A 15438-nucleotide genomic window follows, 5' to 3' on the forward strand; every position below is an offset into this window, starting at 1 on the left:
TATTGCCCCTGACGGCTTTCTTGTAGATCACCAATAACCAGATCTCACCATTTGCCAACTTGGTGAAGTAAATGACTCGCACCCCACCGCGCTTCCCTGAACCCGCTACCGACCAACGAACCTTTCTACATCCGCCGCTACCCGGAATGGGGTCACCAATTTCCGGACTTGCCGCAAGCCAGGCAAAGAAAGCGCTTCGCTCTTCCTCAGTCCAGATTTTTCTGGCATCTGCTTCAAATGTAGGGGTTTCGATGATGGTAAACATGACAGTCAATATACGTCATTGACGGAGTTTTGCAAGATACTGGTCACAAGGGTTAACGCCTTGCTAAGCGGCAAATGTTTGATGGCGGTTTTTATGCGTGTTTTTGCATAAAAAGTGACAGCGAATATTTGTCCGTTTGAGCTTCTGGTTAGGCATGTTGTTCCAACACTATTGGCTCACTCCTAGAAAATACATGCAGCCACTCGTCAGCTGTTGCTACACAATAATGACTTATTTCACCAGTAGTCACCAGATACATCAGTGTTTTTTTTATGGAGGTAGTCTTGTAACGGAGATTCACTTATTAATGTGATAACACCACTATCATCGGCCTTATTATCTTGCCAAATATTAGCAGTCTCTCCAATTACTTGATACGAGACAGTATCGTCAAATACAACTTTATAACTAATACTATTCTCATCAACACCGACTGAGTAACAGTTGTTGATTACATGCCCCTCGCTAACTTCAAGGTCGGTAGATTCATCTAACCTTGAAGCCGACACTAGGTTGATAGTTAACACACCGTCTTTAAAAAACAACTGTATCGAGAAATAGGTATGCAAACCCAATATTATCAAGTATTGACTTCATAGCTTTGCCTAACGCCCAATTAAGTAGCCCGAAACGCTACTACCAACTTTCCGCACAACACCGTAATCACTAAACTCAACGCATAATAAAAATGCCACGCGTTGAGGGTCTGCTTGAATTGTTTGTTATGTTTATTTTTCGTACAACTCTAAGGGTAAACCATCTGGGTCTTTAAAAAAGGTAAATCGTTTACCTGTAAATTCATCAACTCGAATTGGCTCAACATCAATTCCGTGTGATTGTAACTCGTTAGCTGTCGATTCCACCGAGTTAACAACAAACGCCAAATGCCTTAAACCTTGAGCTTCTGGGTTACTTAATCTGGACGGTGGCTCTGGAAAAGAAAACAGCTCAATTTGTCCACCATTTGGTAACGCTAAATCTAATTTGTATGAATCTCGGCTTTCTCGATAATTTTCGGCAAGGATCTTGAGACCTAATATTTCAGTATAAAATGACTTAGATCGTTGATAATCTGAGCAAATAATCGCTACATGATGAATACTTTCTAAATTCACAACATTCTCCGATTTGAACTTTATCCGAGTAAACATAACGCCCGGCACAGCGGAAACCGTAACGGAGCGAATTTTTGTGTAAAAATGAGCGCCAGCGAATACACAAAAAGGCGCGTAGTGTAGGTTTTCCGGCTGGTGCCGATTGTTATCTGCATTCAATGTCCTGGCTCCCACTCCGAATACGCCACAATGTGGGAGCCATATTCTAGCCAGGGGACTTCGTGCGATCTCCAAATCTGACGCTCAGGTCTGCTGAGCGGGTCTTCATCAAGGCTGGCCACCCGCAAAATTACACGAGGACTTCCCTCTTTGTACGCGACCAGTTGTGAACCGCAGTTTGAGCAAAAGAAGCGGAATTTTCCGGGAGAGGATTCGAAGCTTTTTAACATTTCCTCGCCCTTCGTCCACCGGAAATGCTCGTGAAGGACTCCCGCTCCGGTATTGAATGCCGCCGAATGAGCTTTCCGGCACGTGCTACAAGAACAGTGCTGAATCGGGGTGTCCAATCGGTCCACCTCGTAACTAACTCCGCCGCAAAGGCAACTCCCTTTCATTTCTCATTCTCCGATGATCCGACACAGATAACAGTGATTATACGCCCTTCCACATAACACTTTTGAACGCGCCAGCATGATTATTGATGTTATATCGCCACTCAAGCAAGCATAAACCACTGTTTCTAATAGTCTATGCCTAGCACATGGCAGCATAACCAAAATTCGCGTGCCCGCTGCTTTTTACGACTCAATCATACTCTATTCATAAATTTGGCTTAGGTCACGCAGATTTTCGGAAAAATTGAGTTGGGTCAAGGGATGGAGTAGTTGAGGGAATGTGGCGGGTTCGGGGCGGCTGGGGGCCGCCTTCGCGGGTGCCTTCCTCGCTCGTTGCTCTCGCTCGGGCGTTACGCCGCGCTACGGGTGGGCTGAGGCTTGGTGACTTGATCGTCGCGAGCTGAAGCTCCCTCCCACAATGGGGGCTTCGTGCCGGTGTCCGCGGCGGGTGGTTGGGGCTCAGTTCGCAACGTCTCGCACTAACCTGTCACTCCTCTCCCCTTCCACTTTTCGCCTCACTTCAAAGCTCGATGCCTTTTTGGGCTTTGATGCCTTGGTCTTTGAAGGCGTGTTTGACGACTTTCATTTCGGTGACGGTGTCGGCGAGGTCGATGAGGGGTTGGGGGGCGTAGCGGCCGGTGACGATGGCGTGTTGCATGTCGGGGCGGGCTTGTAGGTCGTCGAGGACCTGGTCTAGGTCGAGGTACTCGTAGCGTAGGGCGATGTTGAGTTCGTCGAGCAGTACCACGTGGTAGCTGTCGTCTTGCAGCATGCGCTTGGCTTGTGTCCAGGCGGCGTTGGCGGCGGCGACGTCGCGTGCGCGGTCCTGAGTGTCCCAAGTGTAGCCTTCGCCCATGACGTGGTAGTCCACGTTGGGCAGGTTGCGGAAGAAGGCTTCTTCGCCGGTGCTGAACGCGCCCTTAATGAACTGTACCACGCCTACCTTCATGCCGTGGCCCAGGGCGCGGGCGAGCATGCCAAAACCGGAGCTGCTTTTGCCTTTGCCGGGGCCGGTGAGCACCAGCAAAATGCCCTGCTCTTTGTCGGCGCGGGCAATGCGCTCGTTCATGATTTTTTGCTTGGCCGCCATGCGCTGGGCATGGCGTTCCGGGGTTTTGGCATTTTCGCGCATGGGGGCTCCTTGGGGTGTTTTACCTTTACGCTTTCAATACGTAGCGCAGGGTTTCCACGACCTGATCGGTGGTGGTGCACCAGGCTTGGGCCTGGGCGTCGACTTCTTTCAGCGGGTGAACGATCTCTTCGCTGTGCAGCGTGATGTAGGGCTTGGCCAGGGCTGCGCAGTAGCCTGCATCGAAGGCGGCGTTCCACTGTTTGTACTTGTCGCCAAAGCGCACCACCACCAGATCGGCTTGTTCGATCAGGGTGCGGGTGCGGATGGCGTTCACTTTGGAGGACTGGTGGTCACGCCAGAACCCGTTCTCCGGTTTGCCCAGGTGGTCGCCAGCGGCATCAGAGGCGTCGTGGTCGGTCACCGGGGCGGTGAAGACCACGTCCAGGCCTGCGGCTTCTGCGCCGCGCTGGATCTCTTCGCGCCAGTCAGTGTGAATCTCGCCGGAAAGGTAGACGTAAAAGCTCATGGTAGCTCCTTTAGGGTTGGGGAGTGTCTCGCCGCTCTATGATAGCCCACTGCTGCTTTATGGAAAAACCTTCCATATTTTTTGGGCTAATAGCTGCGCGCTCCCCTGCCCGTTACTCCGCTTGGTGAATTGGTTGGCCGGTGAAAATATCCGCCACCAATTTAGGCGCGGAGGGAAAGTAGCCGTGGAAGTAGCTGGCCACCAGCGCGCCCTCGATGTAAATCGGTTCGGCTTCGCTGCCTGCCAGCTTGCGGGTGCGGGCCAGCGGCTTCAGGGAGGTGTCCAGCAGCGAGTGGTGGTAGGTGTGGCCGCGCAGTTCGCCGCGTTGGGTGTGCAGGCTTTGCAGCCCAAGCGCAGTGAGCTTTCCGGCCATTCTGGCGGTGCCGGGCAGTAGCCCCAGCATGGCGTGGCCGTTGCCGTCGCCATCTACCAGCTGCTCTACGCAGCTCATCAGCCCGCCGCACTCGGCCAGTATGGGCTTGCCTGCCCAGTGGTGGGCGCGAATGGCGTCGTGCATGGGCTGGTTGGCGCTGAAGCGGGCGGCGTGGAGTTCCGGGTAGCCGCCGGGCAGCCAGAGGGCGTCGCATTCTGGCAGTGTAGAATCGTTGAGCGGTGAGAAGAAGTGCAGCGCCGCGCCCATCTCCTCTAATACATCGAGATTGGCGCGGTAGATAAATGCGAAGGCGTCGTCTTTGGCGATGGCGATACGCACGCCGCGCAAATAGTCCGGTGCAGGCGTGGGGGCGTCAGCACTTAGCGATACCTCTTTAGGCAGGCGACCTAGCCCAGCTTCTTCTAACACCTTGGCGGCGGCGTCTAGCTGGGCATCCAGGCCGCTGAGCTCACTGGCTTGCACCAGGCCCAGGTGGCGGTCGGGGATCTGCATGGCCTCGTGGCGGGGAATGGCCCCCAGCAGGGCAATGCCTTCCGGCATGCTCTCATTCAGCAGCTTGCCGTGGCCGGGGCTGCCGATGCGGTTGGCGATCACTTCGTGAATGGCGAGGTCGGGGTGGTAGTTGGCCAGGCCTTGGGCCACCGCGCCGAAGGTTTGCGCCATGCTCCAGGCATCGATCACCGGCAGCGCGGGGATGCCCGCCAGGATGGCTAAGTCCGCGCTGGAGGGCGAGCCATCGAATAGTCCCATGGAGCCCTCCACCAAAATCACGTCGGCTTCTTGGGCGGCTTTGGCTAAGCGCCAGCGGCACTCATGCTCTCCGGTCATCCAGGGGTGAAGCTGATACACCGGCTGGCCGGAAGCGACTTCTTGCACCATGGGGTCTAGGTAATCGGGGCCGTGTTTGAAGACCCGCACGGTGCGCCCGGCGTTGCGGTGCAGCCGTGCCAGAGCCGCCGTGACCATGGATTTGCCCTGGCCCGAACCGGGGGCGCTGATGAGCGCTGCGTGTGCTTTACCTTGCAACATGTCTCTTCCTTAAATCACTCATGGTCGGTAAGGGGTGCCTGGATGGGCACAAACACCGGCGCACCATCCACATCTACCATAGCCAGCCGCTGTTGGTAGAGCCGTTCTAGGGCGCTGGGCACCAGCATGGTGTCTCGTGGGCCCCAGCAAGCTTCACCGCTGGGGTAAAGCAGCAGAATGTGGTCGCACCAGCGCGCGGCTAAATTCAAATCGTGCAGGCACATCATTACCGTGCTGCCCTTGGCGGCCTGCTCAGCCATTAGCGCCATCACCGCGCTTTGGTGGTGTAAATCCAGGTGGTTGGTGGGTTCGTCCGCCAGCCAAATATTGGGCGCTTGGGTAAGCACCGTCGCCATCGCCACCCGCTGGCGTTCACCGCCGGAAAGCGTGCTGACCAAGCGGTGGCGAAGATGTGCCACATCCAGCGCTTCCAGGGCGGCCTCGGCGCGGGCGTAGTCGTCGGCACCTTCCATCTGCCATAGGGAAAGGTACGGGTGGCGGCCAATCAGCGCGGTCTCCAGCACCGTGGCGGGAAAGCCATCTAGCCGCTCTTGAAACACCAGCCCTAGGCGTTGGGCCACTTGCCGCCTGCGCAGCTGGCTTAGTGGCGTGTCGCCTATCAGCACCTGCCCTGAACGGGGGGCGTTCAGCCCCGCCAGCGTATGCAACAGCGTAGTTTTACCCGCGCCATTGGGGCCAAGCACGCCCCACACCTGCCCCGGTTCAATGGTGAGGTTCAGCGCCGTGCCTTCGCTACGCTCTGGCACGTTAATGATCAGGTCTTGAGTCGCCAAGCGGGTCATCAGCGGCTCCGGTAGAGCAAAAAGAGGAAGGTGGGCACACCCAGCAGCGCGGTAATCACGCCTACGGGGAGCTGCTCGGGGGCAATCATGGTGCGCGCTAGGGTATCGGCGAGTACCAGCAGCGTGCCGCCTGCCAGGGCGCAGGCAGGTAAAATCAGCCGCTGGTCGTTGCCGAGCAGCAGGCGCAGCATATGGGGCACTACTAGCCCCACAAACCCAATGCTGCCTGCGGTGGTCACGGCGGTGGCGGTCAAGAGGCTGGCGGCAATGTAAATTCCCCACTCCAATGGGCGAACATCCACGCCCAGGGCGGCGGCCTGCTGGGGGCCACGGGCCAGTACGTTGAGGCTGCGCCCCAGGGGTATCAGCAATACACAGGTGGCGATTAATAGCAGCAGCGGCGGCCACGGCGCGCGAGCGTAGGATAAATCCCCCATCAGCCAGTAGAGCATCCCCGGCAGCCGCTCGGCAGGGCTTAGCGCGAGCATCAGGGTAATCACTGCGCCCCACCCCGCGGCCACGACCACGCCCGTCAGCAACAGCCGGGCAGGCGTCCAGCCGCCGCTGCCGTGGGCTAGGCCAAACACTAAAAACGTAGAGAGCAGCGCGCCTAAAAATGCCGAACCCGAAATAAGCACACCGCCCATCCCGGCCAACATGGCCGCCAATGCCCCCATCGATGCCCCGCCGGAAAGCCCCAGTACGTAGGGGTCTGCCAGCGGGTTACGCAGCAGCACCTGCATCAAGGCACCGGCCACCGCCAGCAGCCCGCCCACCGCAAAGGCAGAAAGCGCCCGTGGCAGGCGAAGCTCGATCACCATGGTACGCGCCAGCGCATCGCCCTGGCCCTGCACCACCGCCCAGAGCTGCGCTGCCGAAAGCTGCGCGCTACCCACCGCCAGAGACAATAGCATGGCGGCCACGGCGATCAACGCCAACAGACCAAGGGGGTGCCACAGGCGCGCCACCATCAAGAGGCCCCGCGCTTTTGGCGAGTTTGTTCAAGTTTCTCACACAGAATTTGTGCGCCTTCCAACAGGCGCGGAGTGGGCCGCTGAATTAAAGAAGGTGGCACAAAATAGAGGTTATCGCCCGTTACGGCGGCTAAATTGGGGTACTGTTCCCAGTGGGTGAGCCAGTGGCGGTTCTCCTCCCCCATTCCTCCAGCAATAATGGCCTCGGGGTTGGCGGCCAGCACGGCTTCGTCATCCAGTCTTGGCACCAGCCGTTCCAGCTCGCCAAAGACGTTCTCGCCGCCGCAAAGCTCTACTACCTGACCAATCAGATGTTCGTTATTAACGCTCATCAGCGGCTCGTCCCACACCTGATAAAACGTGGGTACCGGGTCGCGCTCCCTGTAGCGGGCGGTGAGCGCGGCCATGCCGTCTCTAAACTCGCTAGCCGCCTGCCGCCCAGTTGGTTCAGTTCCCGCTAAACGGGCCAGTCGCTCAATGGTGTGGGCGACGTCTTCCACGCTACGCGGCTCGATGTAGAACACCGGCATGCCCAGCGCTTCTAGGGTTTCCATCTGCTCGGCGGGGTTACCTGTTACCCAGCCGATGACTAAATCCGGGGCAAGCCCGACCAGGGCCTCTAAATCAATCCGCGTATGGCTGCCCACCGAAGCCACTTCTTGGGCTTGCGGCGGGTAGTCGCTGTAACTCACCACGGCCACGACCTGATCTCCTGCGCCTGCGGCGTAGGTCAGCTCCGTTGCCCCTGGGGAGAGCGTGGCAATACGCCGTGCAGCGTTGTGCAGGCATACTTCGCGGTCACGATCATCCACCACGCAGCGTGAGTGGTCGTGGCCCTGGGCGGGTATGGTTATGAGCAAAAACGCGAGGCCCAAGGCCCCGCGCATTAACCCACGTTGGCTACTGGCCAAAGTGAACACTCAAGAACCCTGCCCGGCCTGCGTTGATGTAGTCACGCGAGGTTTCATACTCTTTATCAAAGGCATTTTCTACCGTAACACGGGCCGTCCAAAGCGGTGCAAACTGCCATCCCGCACGTAGATTAACCAACCCATAGCCACCCAATCGCTGAGTATTAGAGGCATTATCATAGCGGTAACCTTGTGCTACTAACGACCCTCCCAATGACCAATCGCCAAGCTCGCGGTCAGCATCTAGCCGCACACTTTGGCTAGCACGGCGGGCTAGTCGATTGCCTGTTTCCTGATCTTCCGGGTCCAGGTAGGTATAGGCAGCTTGCAGTACCCAGTCGTTGACTTCTACGCCGCTTGAAAGCTCAGCACCGCGAATACGCGCATTATTGACGTTTTGTGGCGCCCACAAACCGCTTGGCGTCGGCGCCCAGGCAATCAGGTCGTCGTAGTCGTTTTGGAAGACGGCCACGTCCCAGAACCACTGGCTGTACTGGCCGCGAACGCCCACTTCAACGGTTTCAGATTTTTCCGGATTGAGATCAGGGTTGCCAGAGTTCGGCCAATAGAGGTCATTAAAACTCGGGGCTTTAAACGCCGTGCCTATACTGGCGCGCAGCGTATGGTAGTTATCCAGTTCGTAGCCCAGCGCCAAGCTGCCGGTCACTTCATCGCCATAGGCCTCGTTGTCGTCGTAACGCAGGCTTGCCTGAATAGCAAACGGCGAAAAGTCGAGCAGCGCTTGCGTAAATACCGCGGTGTTATCGCGACTGGTGACCTCAAACTCATTGGTGCTTGAAACGCGGTCTTCGCTAATTTCAGCGCCCGCGATTACCTCATGGGCGCCGAGCTGGATGTTGTTTTGCCAGCGAGCGGTTTGGGTGCGGGTATCAATCACCGACCCACCGAAGTTATCCATCGTGTCCAGCTCATCGCGGGCTTCGCTTAGCGTTAACCGACTGCGCCAGGTAGTAGTTACCGGTAGCTCACCGTAAATACCCGCCACCTGCTGAACGAAGTCATTCTCACCGCCATCATATTCGTTGTGGCCGCGAGCGCGCAGCGCCAGCACGCCCACTTCAGCGCCACTCTCGAAGGTGTGTGCAACACGGGCCAGCGCCGAGGTGTTGTCGTAGCCTTTGTCTTCGCCACCGCGACGAATGGGCTGGCCGTCGGTATTGAAATGGCTACCGGCAAAACTGTAGCGCGTGCCGCCTTCGCGTCCAGAAATACCGGCACTTACCCGCTGGGTATTGAATGAACCACCGCCGATGGAAATATTGGGTTGCGGGCCTTGTTCGTCACCATCAGGGGTAAAGAGCTGTATCACGCCGCCAACGGCATCCGCGCCGTAAAGACTACCCCGCGGGCCGCGCACGATTTCCGCGCGGTCAAACATACGAGGATCTAAATACTGAAAAGCGGCACTACCCGCTGTGGCTGAACGCAGCCGAATGCCATCTATCATTAGCACGTTTGCATCGCCGGGCGCACCACGCAAAGAAACGCTGCCGCTTTTACCAAAACTGCCGTTGCTGGTGACATCAACGCCCGGCTGGCCGCGTAGAAGATCGGTTAGGCTGGTGGGGTCTTGGCGGCGAAAAGTAGCTTCATCCAGCACGCTAACGGATGAGAGGCTTTCATTGGCGGTGCGGGGCGCTAATGCAGCGGTGACAACGACAGGATCAAGCGCCGCTAATTCCGTGGTCGCTTCGGCGTACTGGGCCTGGGCTGAAAAGGAGATGGCCAGCGGCAGTGCTGCCATCGCAAATGCCGCCCGTGTGGCGGTGGTGTGAAAACGGTGGTTCATGAAAGGTCCCTTGCTCACTGTGCTCACCCGCACAGCGTGTTTTTAGTGACCGGGCAGGGGCACACAAGGGAAAGCATCGGCTGAACGCCTCTGGTATTCGCCCTGCACATGCCCTCCGCATGCCGGTAATCTTTGGCTTTTTTAGTCGTCACTCTTAGGCCGGTCTCCGGGCTGACGAGCGAAAGGGGCGGCTTAACGTAAGCGCCATACCTTTCCGAACGACCACCTTCCCATGCGTAAGCACAGTGGCGTCTCTAGCCGTTCTTATCTCGATCACCGTTGCGGGGGCAGCGTTGGATTCACAAAAAACGTTCACCAACTTCCCGTTTAATTGATGGCGTTAGTGCCACCAGCACCTGAGAGTGCGCGTAAACTAGCAACTTGTTAGAGGTTGGTCAATTTACCGTCTAGCCTTTCAGCGCCTGTAATAGGCCGTGGCGCACGTACCATACCTGCTCAGCGTGGGCGGCGGCATCCTGGGTGAACCAGCCGCTTAAATCGCGCAGGCGGCGCTGGTCCCGGGCCATGGGCACCAGGCCACGGCCCAGTTCGTTGGCAATAATCACCAGCATGACGTTATCCTCTGCGGCGGTTTGGTTTAGGCGCTGTAAATCTTCCCGCCACTGGGCTCGCCACTCGTCGCTGCTGAAGCCAGAATCCAGCGCGGCGGTGAGCCACTCAAACAAGCCGTGGAGCACCAGCGGCGTATTCGGTAGCATGACGTGGGCGACCTCATGAAGGCGCTGGCCAGGGGCTAAGCGCCACCATACCGCACTGGGGAAGCGTTGTTTTACAGCGTTGCGCTTACCTGCACTGGCACCGCCGATGAATAGTTGCATTGCCATTCTCCTTTTCCATCCTCACCTGCCTGATACGCGAGCTGCCAGCGCCGTCCTTGGGCCTGATGCACAATTCCCTCCCAAAAATCGAGGGTTTCAAAACGGCGGCGTAGCTCACGAATCACACCGCCGTGGGTCACCACTAACACTTTTTGATAGCCATACTGCTGAGTGTGTGTCGCGACATCGTCGAGCCAAGCATCTAGACGTTCGCGCAGCTGGCCAGAAGACTCTCCACCGGGAATTTGCAGCTCTCCGGCGCTATCAATCCAGGCGCGATAGTGCGGCAATTCTTTTAATTCATCGTAAACCTTGCCTTCGTACTCGCCAAAATCGAGCTCCCGTAGGCGCGGTTCGGCATAGACGGGTATACCCGGTTTTGCTGCTTGTGACCACGCCAGCGTTTGCTGGCAGCGGCCAAGGTCACTGGCATAAATCGCGTCAAAGCGTTCATCCATCAGGGCTTTCCGAAGCGTTAGCAGCCCTTCCTCCGCATCGGGAAACAGCAGCGGAATATCCCGCTGGCCCTGGTAACGGCGCTCTAAATTCCAGGCGGTGATACCGTGACGAACTGCCACCAACTCCACATTAAGACCAGTAGCCAAAGCTCTCCTCCTTCAATGGTGGCACCGACCATATCGCCGTTAATGCCGTTAAATAGACGCAGCAGTGCCGCACGCGTCAGCGCTAACCAACACGCGACTGCGACCAGCCATAGCGCCATCGCGGGCCATACCAACACCAGCGGTAGCAGCGGCACCAGCGCTAGCCCAACATCGCGGCAGCTGAGCGACTGCTGCCAGCTCCAGGCCAGGCCGCGTGAGTGGGCGCATGGGGTCAGTACAAGTAGCGCGACTCCCGCCCAACGCCCCAACGCGGGCACCACCATCAGCCACCACAGCGGCGCGTGATACTGCAGCAGCGCCCAGAGCAGCACGCCCTTCCAGGCCAGCAAAAACAGCAGCGCTAACATACCGAAGCTGCCGATTTGTGGGTCTTTCATGATCTCCCAGCGCCGTTCCAGCGGCTGGTTGCTGCCCAGCGCATCGGCCAGGTCCATCACGCCATCCAGGTGCAGGCCACCGGAAATGGCCACCCACAGGCTAAGCAGTACCAGCGCCGCGATGGGCGATGGGGTTTGCCACTGGCCCAACAGCAGGGCGACACAGGCCAGCAGCGCCCCCACCATCAGGCCCACCAGCGGGTAGGCGCGAATGGCCCAGCGTCGGGTGGCTGGTGTCCAGGGGCAGGCAACGGGGAGCGGCAGACGCGTCAGAAACTGCAGCGCCAGCAGCATGCCGTAGAGGGCGTTTTTCATGGTGCGCCAGCCGCCTTCCATTCGATGGACTGCCCGGCCACCACCTCCACCACCCGGTCGGCCTGGGCCGCCAGCCAGCGGTGCAACCCTTGCAGGAATTCCACGTAGCGCCACACCTCTGCCGAGGCAGGCAAGGGCGCTTCGTTGAGGTCGTTGGAGACCACCACCAGCGTCACCCCCCGGCGGCGGGCATCGTGAAGCGCACGCACCAACAGTGCAAAGGCTTCCGTTTCGCTGACCGGTGCGGCGTCCTCCTGAGTATTGAACATCACCTGGCTGGCCCAGAGGGTCAGGCAGTCCAACAGGGCAGCATGGCCGTTGGGCACCTGGGCCACGGCCTGTTCGATGTTGAGCGGGGCTTCCAGGGTGACCCAGTGGTTGGCGCGGCGGGCCTGATGATGGCCTACCCGTTCGGCCATTTCGCTATCGTAGATGTCGGCGGTGGCCACGTAGTAACACGTCTTGCCGTCGGCGTACTGCTGAACACACTGCTCCGCCACCAGGCTCTTGCCCGACCGAGCCCCTCCACTAACAAAGACAATCATTCAGCACCTTTGACAACCGATCATTGGTCACACCATCGCGCAGTGCCAGCCTTAGCCAACCACCCTTCAAGCCAGCAAAACCATGGGTATGTCGCGCCAGCATACCTTGGTGAAGCAGGCGTTCAAGCAGCACGATACTGGAAATGCCCCGCTGCCACTGGGCGGCCCCAGGCCGCACCAGATGAAAGCAGCTGTGGCTGGGCACCACCTCCAGCCCCAGCGCGGCGAGGGCAGCCCCCATGCGCGGCTGCTCACCGGCCAACCACTGGTGGGTACGCCGGGCAAAGTTCTCATCCGCCAGTAGCGGCGCCACCAGTTCGGCGGCCAGATGATTGACGCTCCAGGGCGGTTGCTGCGCCTGAAGCTGAGCGATACGCCGCTCATCGGCCAGCACGTAGCCCAGCCGCAGGCCCGGCAGGGTAAAGAATTTGGTCATGGAGCGCAGCAGGATCAACGCCGGGTAGCGTTGGAGCAGCGGGGTCAGCGGTGCAGCCTCCAACGCCAGATCGATAAAGGCTTCATCCACCACCAGCGAGGCCCCCGATTTCAAGGCGTCCAGCAGCGCTTCGATAAGCGCCACGGGCAGCAGCGTGCCGGTGGGGTTGTTGGGGCGGCATACGAACACAACATCAGCGCTGGCCGCCGCCTGCAGCAACGCGGCCGCGGGCGGGTCGAAGGTGCCCGGCAACAGGCCAAGCTCGCTGATGCGCACACCGTGGGCGTTGCAGGCCCGGGCGTACTCGCCAAAGGTGGGGGTGACGATCATCGCCTGCTGGCCAGCGTGGTGCGCCGCCGCCAGAAAGATGGCTTCCGCACCGCCGTTGGTGAGCAGTACCTGCCCCGGCTCCACGCCTGCGTGTTCGGCAATTGCCTGCCTGGCGGCGCGGTAGTCCGGCTCGGGGTAGCGGCCCAGCCCAGCCAGACGCTGGGCCAGGTAGCCGGTTACCCAGCCGGGCGGGCCCAGCGGGTTCAGGTTGGCGCTGATATCTTCCAGCGGGTGGTCGGCAGGCAGGCCAAAGCGCTGCAGCAGCGCGGCGGCCTGGCCACCGTGGCTTGGCCAATGATGGAGAGGCAGGTTGCCGGGCTGGTCGCGCATCACCCGGCCCCCGTAGCCATCACGAGGCACAGCTGCAGGAAGAGCAGCAGCAGGAAGAACAGCAGCCAGGCCCCGTGCATCAGCCAAATCGTGGTAGTGATGTGGCTGGCTTTCAGTAAATCATGGGCGGTGCCCAGCGTGGCCCGGTGTGATACTTGCCCCTGGTAGACGTTGGTGCCGCCCAACTGGACGCCCAGCAAATTCGCCACCATCGCCTCGGGCCAACCCGCGTTGGGGCTTGGATGGCGGGGCGCTTCGCGCCAGGTGGCCGCCAGGGCGCCCCGCCAGCGCAGAGGTGAGCGGTGAAACACCCCATACAGCACGCCCGCCAGCCACAGGCACAGGGCGGTCAGCCGGGCAGGCAGCCAGTTGGCAAGGTCGTCCAGCCTGGCCGAGGCGTAGCCGAAGTCGCCGTAGCGCTCGTTCCGGTAGCCCACCATGGAGTCCAGCGTATTGATGGCCTTGTAGGCCAGCGCCAGCGGCGCGCCCCCCAGCAGCGCAAACAGCAGCGGCGAGGTAATGCCATCGACGGTGTTTTCCGCCACGGTTTCCACCGCGCCCCGGGTAATCTCGGCTTCATCCAGAGCCTGGGTATCACGCCCCACCACTCTGGACAGCGCCTGCCGCGCGCCGGGCAAATCGCCCTGCCGCAACGGGGCGGCAATGGCCCGCCCGGCATCCGCCAGCCCCTTGATGGCCAGCGTGGTGGCCAGCAGCCACAGCTCGGCGGCCAGCCCCAGCCAGGGGTGCACCCACGACAACAGCGCAAGCCCCAGCCAGGCCACCGACAAGGTGCCCAGCACCACCACCAGGGTAAGGCACCCGCCCAACAGGCGCCGCCGCTGGGGGCTGCCTTTGTTCCAGCGGTGCTCCAGGGCGCTAATCGCCTTGCCGATGATCACCACCGGGTGGGGCAGCGCGCGCGGGTCCCCCACGATCAAATCGATGACGATGGCCAGCGCGCCCCATCCGGCCAGAGCGGGCAGGCTCAGCAAGTCGAGGCTCATGGTGCCTTGCCACTCACCCCCGCCTGGGAGAACGTGGCCATGTCACTGAGCATAGCGGCGGCAGCCTGTAGCAGCGGGTAAGCCAGCGCCGCCCCACTACCCTCGCCCAGGCGCATTTCCAGGGCCAGCAGCGGCTGCGCCGCCAGGGCTTCCAGCGCCAGGACGTGGCCCGGCTCCGCCGAACGGTGGCCAAACACCAGGTAGTCGCACAGTGCCGGGGCCATGCGGCAGGCGGTCAGGGCCGCCACCGTGGCAATGAAGCCATCCACCACCGCAGGCACGCGGTGGGCCGCCGCCGCCAGGTACGCACCCGCCATGGCGGCAATTTCCAGGCCGCCCAGCTTGCACAACACCTCCAGCGGGTCGTCAGGATTCGCCTGGCGATTGGCCAGCGCCCGTTCGATGACCGCCGCCTTGTGGGCCTGCTGGGTGCTGTCGATACCGGTGCCCGCCCCCACCATCTGGGCGGCAGGCACCCCTAGCAAGGCCGCCAGCATGGCGCTGCTGGCGGTGGTGTTGGCGATACCCATTTCGCCCACGATGAGCCCATTGGCCCCCGCCTGTACGGCCCGCTCGACCGCTGCCATGCCGGCCTGCATGGCCTGGCGCGCGTCGTCCAGCGGCATGGCGTCGTGGTGCAGCATGTTGGCCGTGCCCGAACGCACGCGGGCATCGGTGGCTCCCGGCAGCGGTCGCGGCGACGCCACACCGACATCCACCACGTCCACCCGAGCTCCCAGCTGGCGGGCAAACACGTTGATGGCCGCGCCCTGCTGAACGAAGTTGGCGACCATCTGCGCGGTCACCTCCTGCGGAAACGCCGACACGCCTTCAGCGGCCACGCCATGGTCGGCGGCAAACACCACCACGGCAGGGCTATCCACCCGAGGGCGGGCGCTGCCCGTGATGGCGCTGAGCTGAATCGCCAGCGCTTCGAGCCTGCCCAGGCTGCCGGGCGGCTTGGTCAAGGTATCGAGGTAGGCACGAGTGCGCTCAGCGGCGGCGGCATCGACGGGGCCGATATCAGGCAGCCAGGGGTAAGCGGCAAGGGAGTCAGAAGCGGCAGCAGAGGACGCGCAGGGAGGCATGGCAGCTCCAGTGGCAGCAAAACCAGAGATGAAGTGATCGCAAGCGCAGCATGGTAACAGATGCGGGCGGCCAGCGGAGCCGCCCGGGCTGT

General features: G+C 60.3%; 17 protein-coding genes and 1 riboswitch. All 17 genes read right to left on the reverse strand.

Annotation, left to right across the window (positions count from 1 at the left end):
• A partial coding sequence (locus A3220_RS09230; protein WP_062374512.1) for a hypothetical protein occupies positions 1-265 on the reverse strand: 265 nt, incomplete at its 3' end.
• Between the two features lie 728 nt (positions 266-993).
• Positions 994-1416, reverse strand: a complete 423-nt coding sequence (locus tag A3220_RS16870) for a VOC family protein (protein ID WP_172465334.1) — start codon at positions 1414-1416, stop codon at positions 994-996.
• 119 nt (positions 1417-1535) lie between these two features.
• Positions 1536-1934 (reverse strand): GFA family protein, encoded by a 399-nt coding sequence (locus A3220_RS16875; RefSeq protein ID WP_084812760.1) that lies wholly within the window; start codon positions 1932-1934, stop codon positions 1536-1538.
• Between the two features lie 520 nt (positions 1935-2454).
• Complete coding sequence (gene cobO, locus A3220_RS09240) at positions 2455-3066, reverse strand: cob(I)yrinic acid a,c-diamide adenosyltransferase (RefSeq protein ID WP_062374516.1); 612 nt, start codon at positions 3064-3066, stop codon at positions 2455-2457.
• Positions 3067-3091: 25 nt separating this feature from the next.
• Positions 3092-3532: a YtoQ family protein gene (locus A3220_RS09245; protein WP_044629351.1), complete on the reverse strand. Its 441-nt coding sequence runs from the start codon at positions 3530-3532 to the stop codon at positions 3092-3094.
• Between the two features lie 112 nt (positions 3533-3644).
• Positions 3645-4955: a cobyrinate a,c-diamide synthase gene (locus A3220_RS09250; RefSeq protein ID WP_062374518.1), complete on the reverse strand. Its 1311-nt coding sequence runs from the start codon at positions 4953-4955 to the stop codon at positions 3645-3647.
• A 14-nt stretch (positions 4956-4969) separates the two neighbouring features.
• Entirely contained in the window at positions 4970-5758 is a 789-nt protein-coding gene (locus A3220_RS09255; RefSeq protein WP_062374520.1) for an ABC transporter ATP-binding protein, read from the reverse strand.
• On the reverse strand, positions 5758-6729 hold the full coding sequence (locus tag A3220_RS09260) for an iron ABC transporter permease (RefSeq protein ID WP_062360321.1): 972 nt from the start codon (positions 6727-6729) through the stop codon (positions 5758-5760). The genes A3220_RS09255 and A3220_RS09260 overlap by 1 nt, the downstream gene beginning before the upstream one ends.
• The gene (locus A3220_RS09265; protein ID WP_062374522.1) at positions 6729-7619 is read right to left on the reverse strand and encodes a cobalamin-binding protein; all 891 of its coding nucleotides are present in this window, start codon (positions 7617-7619) and stop codon (positions 6729-6731) included. The genes A3220_RS09260 and A3220_RS09265 overlap by 1 nt, the downstream gene beginning before the upstream one ends.
• Positions 7620-7632: 13 nt before the next feature.
• Positions 7633-9453, reverse strand: a complete 1821-nt coding sequence (locus A3220_RS09270) for a TonB-dependent receptor (protein WP_054641777.1) — start codon at positions 9451-9453, stop codon at positions 7633-7635.
• A 139-nt stretch (positions 9454-9592) separates the two neighbouring features.
• Positions 9593-9828, reverse strand: a riboswitch (cobalamin riboswitch).
• Positions 9829-9860: 32 nt separating this feature from the next.
• Positions 9861-10292: a bifunctional adenosylcobinamide kinase/adenosylcobinamide-phosphate guanylyltransferase gene (locus A3220_RS09275; RefSeq protein ID WP_062374525.1), complete on the reverse strand. Its 432-nt coding sequence runs from the start codon at positions 10290-10292 to the stop codon at positions 9861-9863.
• Positions 10244-10879 (reverse strand): histidine phosphatase family protein, encoded by a 636-nt coding sequence (locus A3220_RS09280; RefSeq protein WP_228168887.1) that lies wholly within the window; start codon positions 10877-10879, stop codon positions 10244-10246. Before A3220_RS09280 ends, A3220_RS09275 begins: the two co-directional genes overlap by 49 nt.
• Positions 10834-11610 carry an adenosylcobinamide-GDP ribazoletransferase gene (cobS, locus tag A3220_RS09285; RefSeq protein ID WP_062374585.1) on the reverse strand — a complete coding sequence of 259 codons (777 nt, stop codon included), beginning with the start codon at positions 11608-11610 and terminating at the stop codon, positions 10834-10836. The genes A3220_RS09280 and cobS overlap by 46 nt, the downstream gene beginning before the upstream one ends.
• Positions 11607-12155 (reverse strand): bifunctional adenosylcobinamide kinase/adenosylcobinamide-phosphate guanylyltransferase, encoded by a 549-nt coding sequence (locus A3220_RS09290; RefSeq protein ID WP_054641776.1) that lies wholly within the window; start codon positions 12153-12155, stop codon positions 11607-11609. Before A3220_RS09290 ends, cobS begins: the two co-directional genes overlap by 4 nt.
• Positions 12139-13251, reverse strand: a complete 1113-nt coding sequence (gene cobD, locus A3220_RS09295) for a threonine-phosphate decarboxylase CobD (RefSeq protein ID WP_062374527.1) — start codon at positions 13249-13251, stop codon at positions 12139-12141. Before cobD ends, A3220_RS09290 begins: the two co-directional genes overlap by 17 nt.
• A complete protein-coding gene (gene cbiB / locus A3220_RS09300) occupies positions 13251-14258 on the reverse strand; it encodes an adenosylcobinamide-phosphate synthase CbiB (protein WP_044629360.1) in 1008 nt (335 codons plus the stop codon). The genes cobD and cbiB overlap by 1 nt, the downstream gene beginning before the upstream one ends.
• On the reverse strand, positions 14255-15346 hold the full coding sequence (gene cobT / locus A3220_RS09305; RefSeq protein WP_044629361.1) for a nicotinate-nucleotide--dimethylbenzimidazole phosphoribosyltransferase: 1092 nt from the start codon (positions 15344-15346) through the stop codon (positions 14255-14257). The genes cbiB and cobT overlap by 4 nt, the downstream gene beginning before the upstream one ends.
• Positions 15347-15438 lie beyond the last annotated feature (92 nt).

The organism is Halomonas sp. KX33721, from assembly GCF_001596805.1.
Lineage (GTDB): Bacteria > Pseudomonadota > Gammaproteobacteria > Pseudomonadales > Halomonadaceae > Vreelandella > Vreelandella aquamarina.

Bases quoted from the DNA above. Each gene is read 5' to 3' on its own strand.
- A3220_RS09290 (WP_054641776.1), bottom strand. From the start codon at position 12,155: ATGATTGTCTTTGTTAGTGGAGGGGCTCGGTCGGGCAAGAGCCTGGTG.
- A3220_RS16870 (WP_172465334.1), bottom strand. From the start codon at position 1,416: ATGTTTACTCGGATAAAGTTCAAATCGGAGAATGTTGTGAATTTAGAA.
- A3220_RS09260 (WP_062360321.1), bottom strand. From the start codon at position 6,729: ATGGTGGCGCGCCTGTGGCACCCCCTTGGTCTGTTGGCGTTGATCGCC.
- A3220_RS09270 (WP_054641777.1), bottom strand. From the start codon at position 9,453: ATGAACCACCGTTTTCACACCACCGCCACACGGGCGGCATTTGCGATG.
- cobD (WP_062374527.1), bottom strand. From the start codon at position 13,251: ATGCGCGACCAGCCCGGCAACCTGCCTCTCCATCATTGGCCAAGCCAC.
- cobT (WP_044629361.1), bottom strand. From the start codon at position 15,346: ATGCCTCCCTGCGCGTCCTCTGCTGCCGCTTCTGACTCCCTTGCCGCT.
- A3220_RS09265 (WP_062374522.1), bottom strand. From the start codon at position 7,619: ATGCGCGGGGCCTTGGGCCTCGCGTTTTTGCTCATAACCATACCCGCC.
- A3220_RS09255 (WP_062374520.1), bottom strand. From the start codon at position 5,758: ATGACCCGCTTGGCGACTCAAGACCTGATCATTAACGTGCCAGAGCGT.
- cbiB (WP_044629360.1), bottom strand. From the start codon at position 14,258: ATGAGCCTCGACTTGCTGAGCCTGCCCGCTCTGGCCGGATGGGGCGCG.
- cobO (WP_062374516.1), bottom strand. From the start codon at position 3,066: ATGCGCGAAAATGCCAAAACCCCGGAACGCCATGCCCAGCGCATGGCG.
- A3220_RS09250 (WP_062374518.1), bottom strand. From the start codon at position 4,955: ATGTTGCAAGGTAAAGCACACGCAGCGCTCATCAGCGCCCCCGGTTCG.
- A3220_RS16875 (WP_084812760.1), bottom strand. From the start codon at position 1,934: ATGAAAGGGAGTTGCCTTTGCGGCGGAGTTAGTTACGAGGTGGACCGA.
- cobS (WP_062374585.1), bottom strand. From the start codon at position 11,610: ATGAAAAACGCCCTCTACGGCATGCTGCTGGCGCTGCAGTTTCTGACG.
- A3220_RS09245 (WP_044629351.1), bottom strand. From the start codon at position 3,532: ATGAGCTTTTACGTCTACCTTTCCGGCGAGATTCACACTGACTGGCGC.
- A3220_RS09275 (WP_062374525.1), bottom strand. From the start codon at position 10,292: ATGCAACTATTCATCGGCGGTGCCAGTGCAGGTAAGCGCAACGCTGTA.